Here is an 8,961-nt window from a genome sequence, read left to right on the forward strand (position 1 = left end):
TTGCTTACGCGATTGCTGACCGCCCTGCTCTAACCCCTGGCCTTATCGGTGGTTGGATTGCTAACAACGGCTCTTTCTATGGCGCTGACGCAGGTACAGGCTTCATTGGCGCGATCATCGCCGGTCTATTAGTGGGTTACTTCGTTAAATGGATTACCTCATTTAACTACCACAAATTCGTTCAACCGCTTGTGCCTATCATGATCGCTCCGATCACTGGCTCTTTGTTCATCGCAGGTCTGTTCATTTTTGTTATCGGCGCACCTATCGCTGGGCTGATGGATGCTCTTACTGCACTACTAACGAGCATGAGTACAGGCAACGTGGTTCTGCTAGGCATCGTACTGGGTGGTATGGCTGGTTTCGATATGGGCGGTCCATTCAACAAGGTGGCATTCCTTTTCTCGGTCGGCATGATTGCCAGCGGTCAAACTCAATTCATGGGTGCGATGGCGTGTGCAATTCCTGTGGCTCCACTGGGTATGGCCATCGCAACCAGACTTGGCCGCAAGTTCGACCTGTTTGAATCTTCTGAAATCGAAGCAGGTAAAGCTGCAGGCGCAATGGGCTTAGTGGGTATCTCTGAAGGTGCGATTCCTTTCGCGGCTCAAGATCCGATGTCGGTTATCCCTGCCAACGTACTTGGTTCAATGACTGCCGCTGTTATGGCGTTCTCATTTGGTATCACCAACAGCGTTGCGCACGGTGGTCCAGTAGTCGCTCTACTTGGCGCTATGAACTACCCAATGCTGGCACTGCTGTGCATGGCATCTGGCGCGGGCGTAACTGCGGTTACTTGTATCGCGCTTAAAAATCTACGTAAAGCCAAGTTAACAACAGCAGCGGCTTAAGCCATTTCAACTCCAATGGCTTGAGGCCTTCTACTCGCATTTCAATAAGTCGAGTAGAGCTCAAGCCATGTTTCCCTTCATGGTGATTTCGATGTCTGATTTTTCTTTAGCGAACGACTCGTTCGTACAACGCTTTTTTTATCCTATGACCAACGTGATTCAAAACTACGCGTGGGGTAGCCCTTCTTCGTTCAGCCAACTGTTTGGTATTGATAACCAATCTGGAGAGCCGCAAGCGGAGATCTGGATGGGGGCTCACCCGAATGGTTGTTCGATGGTCACCGACAATGGTCAGCAAACCACATTGTCGAACCTGATTTCGAAGAATCTAAGCCTGTTTCTAAGCGAAAAAGTAGCAAGTCGTTTTGGTGAGCTGCCATATCTATTCAAGGTGTTAGCAGCAGAGAAAGCGCTATCGGTGCAAGTTCACCCGAACAAGCAACAAGCGGAATCTGGCTACGCTCTTGAAGAGCAGCAAGGCATTCCGATAACGGCTGGCAATCGTAATTACAAGGATGCCAACCACAAGCCAGAACTGGTGTATGCCCTAACTGACTACACCGCGATGAATGGTTTTAGATCAATCAGCGAGATTCTTGAGCACTTCCATTACCTTGATATTCCAGAGCTGCATTCGATGGTCAATGACCTAGAGGGCGACCAAACGCCCAATGGATTAGCGAGCTTCTTCGCGAGCTTATTGTCTTTGCAAGGAGAACAAAAAGGCATGGCGCTGACCATGTTGCTGATGAAGGCGAAGCTTTCAGATACACCTGTGTTCCAGTTGATTTCAGAACTGGAAGAGCAATACCCGGGTGATGTCGGGTTGTTTGCTCCACTGCTATTGAACGTGATCACTCTAAAGCCGGGGCAAGCCATGTATCTAGATGCCGAGACTCCCCACGCTTACATTAGAGGTACGGGCTTAGAAATCATGGCGAACTCAGACAATGTACTCCGCGCAGGGTTGACACCTAAGTACATGGATATCAATGAATTAGTCTCTTGTACTCAATTCAATGAAAAGCCGGCGGATAGGTTACTGCTCAGCCCAATAGAGCAAGGTGATGTGATGGAATACCAAATTCCAGTTGAGGATTTTAAGTTCTCTATCGTGCAGAATTCTCACCAAAGAAAAATCACCACCGAAGGTGCAGAAATCCTATTACCGCTCGACGAATCCATGGTGCTCACTCATCAATGTGGTGAAACCTGCGTGATAGAGAAAGGCCAGTCGGTGTTTATTCCTGCTTATGCTGAGAGTTACAAGCTAGACTGCGTTGGACGTGTGGCGCGCGCTTACAGCTAGATCCATCACCACTAATCACACACTATCCATGCCCTGCTTTTGCGGGGCATTTTTGTTCCTGCAGAAAGTTATTTCAACACCGAAATACACCATCAAATATGACCCACCTCACACTGCATTAATGATGCAAATCACACTTAATTTTGCTTGGTACAAATGTACAGTGAAGGGCTTTTATTTGCTATTTCGCGAATCGGGTTAATCCATTAATTTTAATTCAAGAACTTCAATAGTGAATGAGTTAATAAATGATCACACAGCTAACCAACGTCAACTTAATTAATAACAACCTTCAAGCGAATAATAAAAAAGAACTGTTTGAAGAATTGGCAGGCATGTTATTTGAAAACAACCGAATCAGTAATAAAGAAGCCTTCTTGGCAGACATCGAAATTCGTGAATCTCAAAGCATCACTTCTATGGACGGCATCGCTTACCCACACTCAAAAAGCAAGGCTGTCACTGAGCCGGCAATCGCTGTCGGTGTTAAGCGCAAAGGCATTGAGTATGGCGATGAAGACGGCATTAACCCAACCGTATTTTTTATGATTGCATCACCAGATAACGGTGCTGACCATCATATTTATGTACTACAAGAACTGTTTGGAAAATTCAGCGATGAATTTATTCAAGATATACATAACGCAAAAGACGAACAACAAATCCTTAATATTTTAATTAATTCATAAGGCGTAGAAAATTATGAGCACCCTAACAACTCAAGCTACGAATACCAGTAGTAACTCTAATAACAAAAACAGTAGTAGCGACTTTAAAAAAATCCTTAGCACCATGAAAGGCCACCTGCTTTTCGGAACCTCACACATGCTGCCTTTCATCGTAGCCGGTGGTGTTCTATTGGCTTTAGCGGTAATGGCATCAGGCAAAGGTGCTGTACCTGCAGACGGCCTGCTAGCAGACATCTCTAATATCGGTATCAAAGGCCTTGTTCTTTTCCCAATCATTCTTGGCGGCTTTATTGGTTACTCAATTGCAGATAAACCGGCACTGGCACCTGCGATGATCTCTTCTGGCATCATGGCTGACATGGGCGGCGGCTTCCTTGGTTGTATCGTGGCTGGCTTTATCGCCGGTGGCGTGGTGTTCCAGCTTAAGAAAATCCCACTTTCTACCAACATGACCGCGCTAGGTGCTTACTTCATCTATCCGCTTCTAGGTACGTTAATCTCTGCCGGCATCGTACTGTGGGGTATCGGCGAGCCAATCAAACTGTTCATGTCTTCAATGAACGAGTTCCTAGCTTCAATGGCTGGCGCGTCTAAGATGGTTCTGGGCACAATCCTTGGTGGTATGACTGCGTTTGATATGGGCGGTCCTATCAACAAAGTAGCGACCCTATTTGCTCAAACTCAAGTAGACACGCAACCTTGGCTAATGGGCGGCGTAGGCATCGACGGTCACATCGCGTTCAATGAGCCAGGTTCTTCTCTATCTTCACGCACTCGTATCAAAACGTTGACTGAAGACACTCGTATCGCGAACTCTCGTTTCTTCGATGGCGACATCAACCAAGTTCCTAAATACGCACTAACTATCGGTGTTGCTACTCTTCTAGATTCTGAAGAAGTAATGATCCTTTCTCTAGGCCACAACAAAGCGCAAGCGCTTCAAATGGCTATCGAAGGTTCTGTAAACCACATGTGGACTGTTACCGCTCTACAGATGCACCGTAAAGCTATCATCGTTGCTGATGAGCCAGCTCAACAAGAGCTAAAAGTTAAGACTCTTCGCTACTTCCAAGAGCTAGAAGCTGAGAACATTCAAGACCTATAATTTGATGTAGATCTTGATTGTAGAATTAAAACCACTTCTTCTATCGGAAGTGGTTTTTTTTTTATGTCACAATCGCTATCAACTAAAAAATATGGAAATAGACATGTTGTTGAATGAAATTGTCGAGGTCATCGAACTGACTGACAGTGATCACCTCTCAGAGGCATTAGAAGAGTTTAATCTACATAACGTAGTTCACTCTAACCACCTTCCTTTTTTAAATATTGTCTACGATAACGCCAAGCCACACTTGCTAAAAAAACTGTGCAGCATTGGCTTTAAAGGACAAATTCAATGTGAAAAATTGATAAGCGGTGACTATATTATTTTCAATGCAGACACCTATACGCCCGAACAAGCTAGCTCAAAATTCAGGTAAAACAGACTTCAATTTATTAGGAACTGACTTAAATGACAGACACAACTAACCTAAGCAATGAACAACTATCTCTACTTGGAAAAGCTCTGCTTTCAGTACAAAGGTTGGAAAACTCACTCTACCAGTCGATTAGAGCACTTTGTAAACAAAACAGTTCTAGTGATACCCAAGCCATTGAAAACCTGACTTCAGAGCAGTTTCTGAAAGGCACTATCACAGAGCTAAAGCCAGTTATACAACAGTTATATGATGTGTTTGGGGAGACCCTTGCGCTTTCATCAGCAGAGTTAAATGAGTTCCTATACAAAAGAAACCTAGTCTCACTGAGTTTTTGGCAGGTAACGACAACAAGTGTAAAAGGAAATGAGAAACTTGCGAACCCAACACAATTTTTGCAAGAGCTCATCGATCAGTGTGATCTGTGGTTGACAAAAGTAGATCATAAATAGCACCGAGCTTACTTTCACTACCTAGAGATAGCTTAAGAGGTCAGCACATTCTCTTTCGCTAACTGCTGATGTATATCATTAACCGCTAGCACTATCGTAGAGCGCACTTTTTGAAAATGGCGCTCTAAAAACATCCGCTTCATATCATCAGACATGCCTTCGACCAACTCTGGGGCGTAGTCGATTGGCATCATTTTTTGAATAGCATTGATACGATTAAGTTCAAAAACGACATCTTGGTCCCAGAAATTCACCTGACCTTCTTGAATATTTACCCACTCTTTTAGAGTAACGAAAACTTCAATATCGTCATACACCTCTTTACTGATCACGCCTAACCCTAACAATAATTTTGTTCGAACCAGAATTTCCCCTAAAGGGCCATCGGTGGTGAGGAGAGGGTCAACAACAAATTTTACTGCGTAGTCATCTTTATAGAAGATACTTTTCAACAAAGCGTCCAGCATGTCTTCTAAGACATCGTAGGCGCACAACAGGCACTCCGCAGCATTAGCTGATTCGGCTAGTTCTTCAAGTAAATCTGATTCGTGTGTTGTATGTATGGGCATGGTTGCTCTAAAAGAATAAAGTGCCACTGGTGTGGCACTTTGATGGTTTATCATTTCAATGCTAGATAAGCTTCTTCCGCTAGTTTAACAACTTCTGAGTCACTATTCAGCTCAGAATAATGCGCTAATGTCTCAGCAAAGCCTTTTTCTGCGAACATTGCTTGAAGTTCAACCGCTTGAGGGTCGTCTTCGTTCTTGTAATGGAACGCAGCAGCGATTGCTTTTACTAGGTGAGCATTCGGTAGGCCGTACTCTAATGTACCGTTTAGAGGCTTAACTAGGCGGTCTTGCGGGCTCAGTTTACGAATTGGCTGACGACCAACGCGGTCTACTTCATCACGTAGGAACGGGTTAGCAAAACGACCTAGAATCTTTTGGATGTAGGCAGCGTGTGCTTCTGGATCAAAGCCGTAACGCTTAATCAGAACCGCACCACTCTCTTCCATCGTCGCTGTTACTTCAGCGCGGATTACGTCGTCTTCGATAGAATCTTTAATAGTCTCATGACCGGCAAGCACACCAAGGTATGCCGTTACTAAGTGACCTGTGTTTAGCGTGAACAGTTTACGCTCAACGAAAGCCATTAGGTTGTCAGTGCATTCCATACCTGGGATATTTGGAATCTCACCTTTGAATTGTGTTTGGTCTACGATCCACTCGCTGAACGTTTCAACCGTTACCGCTAGAGGGTCTGTTTCGCCCGCTTCTGCCGGTGGAACAATACGGTCAACCGCTGAATCAACAAAGCCAATGTGCTCTTCAGTGAACGCTTTCATTTCATCAGAAAGGTGCTCTAACACGGCTGCTTTTAATTGGCTAGTACCACGAACCATGTTCTCTGCCGCGATGATGTTCATTGGTACAGTGTTGTTTGCAGCTGCACGCTTTTCAATGCCTTGAGCGATAGACTTAGAGATGATTTTAAGAACCGTAGGGCCCACTGCAGTCGTCACAAGATCAGACTCAGCAATGCAATCTACTACTGCGCTTGTCGCTGAGTTTACTGCTGACACGTTCTTAACAACTTCGACAACACACTCTTCGCCAACAATCTTAACTGGGTATTCTTGGCGTTCAATTAACGCATTTACAACCGTTTCATTTACGTCAGCAAACGTAACCTTCATACCAGCATCAGAAAGAAGCTTACCAATGAAACCACGACCGATATTACCTGCACCAAAATGTAACGCTTTCATAATTTTGACCTTATAAATATTTGAATCTAAATAGCTAACCACTCAAACACATGCCGCTTTCAATCACGTCCTAGGCATTAAGCAGTGACCTATTCAGACCGAACCTTTATCTACAGATAAAGATTGAGACCGGAAATGAGGCCAGTAGGGGGATACTGGCCTCCTTCACTCAGGAGCTTGACTAGAGCTTGTTAGTTTCCGTTGAGAATACGTAGAACATCAGCAGGGTTTGTTGTGTTCTGTAGGCATTCCACAGCGTCTTCATCATCGAGTGAATTGGTAATAGCCATCAGCACCATGTTGTGCTCATCGCCTTGTGCGGCAATACCGATAACCATCTTCGCGATATCATCTTCATCTTCGCCCCATTGAATACCTTGAGGGTACTGACAGAAAACAATGCCGGTTTTTTGTACGTACTGTTTCGCTTCGATTGTGCCGTGTGGTACTGCGATAGACTCACCTAGATAAGTAGACACAAGCTCTTCACGAGCAAACATGCCGTCTACATATTCTGGTGATACGTTGCCAAGTTTTACTAATTGTTCGCCAGCAAACTTGATTGCGTCTTCTTTCTGAGTCGCTTTAAGGCCAAGGAAGATGCTGTCATTAGTCAGTGCAAGCTTGTTGCCTTCTTGAGCTGGTGCTACTGAAGGAGCTACTTTCGCTTCACCACTTTGAGCATTCGTAGCCTGAGCTTCTGTTAACTCAGCAACTAGCTGGTCGTAGACACCGCCGTCTAGGAAGTTGCTTAGAGACATGTGCATTGCACCTGGTACGGTGTTACGAGCACGGTCTGTTAAGTCTTTATGCGTGATAACAATTTGCGAATCAGCCGGTAGGTTGTTGATTGCGTAGTTTGTTACCTCAATATCTAGGCCTGCTGCTGCTACCTTTTTGCGAAGTAGACCAGCACCCATTGCACTCGAACCCATACCTGCATCACAAGCCACATAGACAGCCTTAACATCCGCTAGGTTTACACCAGCTTCTGATGCAGCACCTTTAGAAGACGCTTTCATGTCTTTCATTTGTGCAGATGCTTTTTCTAGTGAATCTTCGTCATCACCACCTTGAGCTGAAGTCTTAAGTAGGATTGAAGCTACGATGAAAGACACAGCGGTTGAAGCGATAACTGAAAGTACGACACCTAGGTAAGAGCCTTTTGGCGTCATCAGTAGAACTGCGAAGATAGAACCTGGAGATGCTGGAGATATAAGACCAGAGTCAAACATTACGTTAGTGAATACACCCGTCATACCACCTGCGATAACAGCAAGAATTAGACGTGGGTTCATTAGTACGTACGGGAAGTAAATCTCGTGGATGCCACCTAGGAAGTGAATGATAGATGCACCGGCAGCAGACTGTTTCGCGCTACCTTTACCAAATACCATGTAAGCAAGTAGAAGACCAAAACCAGGACCAGGGTTAGCTTCAATTAGGAAGAAGATTGAACGACCAATCTCTTCAGATTGCTGGATACCTAGTGGAGAGAAGATACCGTGGTTAATTGCGTTGTTTAGGAAAAGAATTTTCGCAGGTTCAACAAAGATAGAAGCCAGAGGAAGAGCACCTGCTTCAACCATTGCGTTAACACCAGCAGCAAGTCCGCCAGATAGAATCTTAACCGCAGGACCAATCACGACAAACGCGATGATCGCGCAGATCATGCCGATGATACCAGCAGAGAAATTGTTCACTAGCATTTCGAAACCGCTCTTCACTTTACCGTGAACAGCTTCATCGAATTTCTTAATTGCGATACCACCTAGAGGGCCAACAATCATTGCACCCATAAACATAGGGATATCTGTACCAACGATGACACCCATCGTTGTAATTGCACCAACAACCGCTCCACGGTCGCCGCCAACCATTTTACCACCGGTGTAACCGATCAATAGCGGTAGTAGGTATGTGATCATAGGACCAACCATTGATGCTAACGTTTCGTTAGGCCACCAACCTGTTGGGATAAATAGTGCAGTAATGAAACCCCACGCAATAAATGCGCCGATGTTTGGCATTACCATATTGGATAAGAAACGACCAAAGTTTTGAACCTTAATCTTAGCTTCTGGTGATAACATAGGTAGAACCCCGTAATGTATTGGTTGGTCAAATGACCGAAAGTGTGTACTCAAAAGTCATTTAAAATGTATCACAACATTTCTAAAATGCACCCCGACCCAATTTTAGTGACGAGTATCACACTCAAAAAACACTTTAGGGTTAACAAGAGTAATTCGGATCACAAAAACACCATGAATTAAAATTACAAAGACAAATTAGCGAGAATAACACTCATTCAATAGCGATGTAGATCACACTTTATTTTGTAATACTTAAAAATAAATAGTGATGTAAATCACACTTAATAAAAGATAGCATCTAGAAACCATATAAAC

The 8,961-nt window shown here is 44.4% G+C and carries 8 protein-coding genes and 2 pseudogenes; 7 read left to right on the forward strand and 3 right to left on the reverse strand.

The genetic code is table 11. From position 1 onward, the window contains the following. The 7 genes and pseudogenes from AB4496_RS04900 to AB4496_RS04930 form a co-directional block, all read left to right on the forward strand. Positions 1 to 851: PTS fructose transporter subunit IIC (locus tag AB4496_RS04900; RefSeq protein WP_372130648.1), on the forward strand; the 851-nt coding region annotated here is incomplete at its 5' end. A 91-nt stretch (positions 852 to 942) separates the two neighbouring features. Next, positions 943 to 2,160, forward strand: coding sequence for a mannose-6-phosphate isomerase, class I (gene manA / locus AB4496_RS04905; protein ID WP_102258257.1), 1,218 nt, complete (start codon positions 943 to 945; stop codon positions 2,158 to 2,160). 248 nt (positions 2,161 to 2,408) lie between these two features. Then, the gene (locus tag AB4496_RS04910; protein ID WP_017103500.1) at positions 2,409 to 2,849 is read left to right on the forward strand and encodes a PTS sugar transporter subunit IIA; all 441 of its coding nucleotides are present in this window, start codon (positions 2,409 to 2,411) and stop codon (positions 2,847 to 2,849) included. A 13-nt stretch (positions 2,850 to 2,862) separates the two neighbouring features. Next, positions 2,863 to 3,573: pseudogene (locus tag AB4496_RS04915) on the forward strand (PTS fructose transporter subunit IIC); the annotation flags it as partial. After that, positions 3,556 to 3,954 (forward strand): annotated as a pseudogene (gene nagB / locus AB4496_RS04920) (glucosamine-6-phosphate deaminase); the annotation flags it as partial. The pseudogenes AB4496_RS04915 and nagB, both read left to right, overlap by 18 nt. Before the next feature lie 103 nt (positions 3,955 to 4,057). Then, positions 4,058 to 4,333 (forward strand): hypothetical protein, encoded by a 276-nt coding sequence (locus tag AB4496_RS04925; RefSeq protein WP_009846105.1) that lies wholly within the window; start codon positions 4,058 to 4,060, stop codon positions 4,331 to 4,333. Positions 4,334 to 4,365: 32 nt separating this feature from the next. Continuing rightward, positions 4,366 to 4,782: a hypothetical protein gene (locus AB4496_RS04930; protein WP_009846104.1), complete on the forward strand. Its 417-nt coding sequence runs from the start codon at positions 4,366 to 4,368 to the stop codon at positions 4,780 to 4,782. A gap of 32 nt (positions 4,783 to 4,814) precedes the next feature. Here the strand turns inward: AB4496_RS04930 and AB4496_RS04935 are convergent, their stop codons facing one another. The 3 genes from AB4496_RS04935 to AB4496_RS04945 form a co-directional block, all read right to left on the reverse strand. After that, positions 4,815 to 5,351: an MltR family transcriptional regulator gene (locus AB4496_RS04935; protein ID WP_102257677.1), complete on the reverse strand. Its 537-nt coding sequence runs from the start codon at positions 5,349 to 5,351 to the stop codon at positions 4,815 to 4,817. 50 nt (positions 5,352 to 5,401) lie between these two features. Beyond that, positions 5,402 to 6,550, reverse strand: coding sequence for a mannitol-1-phosphate 5-dehydrogenase (locus AB4496_RS04940; RefSeq protein ID WP_102257678.1), 1,149 nt, complete (start codon positions 6,548 to 6,550; stop codon positions 5,402 to 5,404). 191 nt (positions 6,551 to 6,741) lie between these two features. Then, complete coding sequence (locus AB4496_RS04945; protein ID WP_102257679.1) at positions 6,742 to 8,643, reverse strand: PTS mannitol transporter subunit IICBA; 1,902 nt, start codon at positions 8,641 to 8,643, stop codon at positions 6,742 to 6,744. Positions 8,644 to 8,961 lie beyond the last annotated feature (318 nt).

Origin of the sequence: Vibrio sp. 10N.222.46.A1 (assembly GCF_041473595.1) — a bacterium.
In the GTDB taxonomy this organism is placed as follows: Bacteria; Pseudomonadota; Gammaproteobacteria; order Enterobacterales; family Vibrionaceae; genus Vibrio; species Vibrio tasmaniensis_A.

Excerpts from the sequence above, each read along its gene's own strand:
- manA (WP_102258257.1), top strand. The coding sequence starts at position 943 with ATGTCTGATTTTTCTTTAGCGAACGACTCGTTCGTACAACGCTTTTTT.
- AB4496_RS04910 (WP_017103500.1), top strand. The coding sequence starts at position 2,409 with ATGATCACACAGCTAACCAACGTCAACTTAATTAATAACAACCTTCAA.
- AB4496_RS04925 (WP_009846105.1), top strand. The coding sequence starts at position 4,058 with ATGTTGTTGAATGAAATTGTCGAGGTCATCGAACTGACTGACAGTGAT.
- AB4496_RS04930 (WP_009846104.1), top strand. The coding sequence starts at position 4,366 with ATGACAGACACAACTAACCTAAGCAATGAACAACTATCTCTACTTGGA.
- AB4496_RS04935 (WP_102257677.1), bottom strand. The coding sequence starts at position 5,351 with ATGCCCATACATACAACACACGAATCAGATTTACTTGAAGAACTAGCC.
- AB4496_RS04940 (WP_102257678.1), bottom strand. The coding sequence starts at position 6,550 with ATGAAAGCGTTACATTTTGGTGCAGGTAATATCGGTCGTGGTTTCATT.
- AB4496_RS04945 (WP_102257679.1), bottom strand. The coding sequence starts at position 8,643 with ATGTTATCACCAGAAGCTAAGATTAAGGTTCAAAACTTTGGTCGTTTC.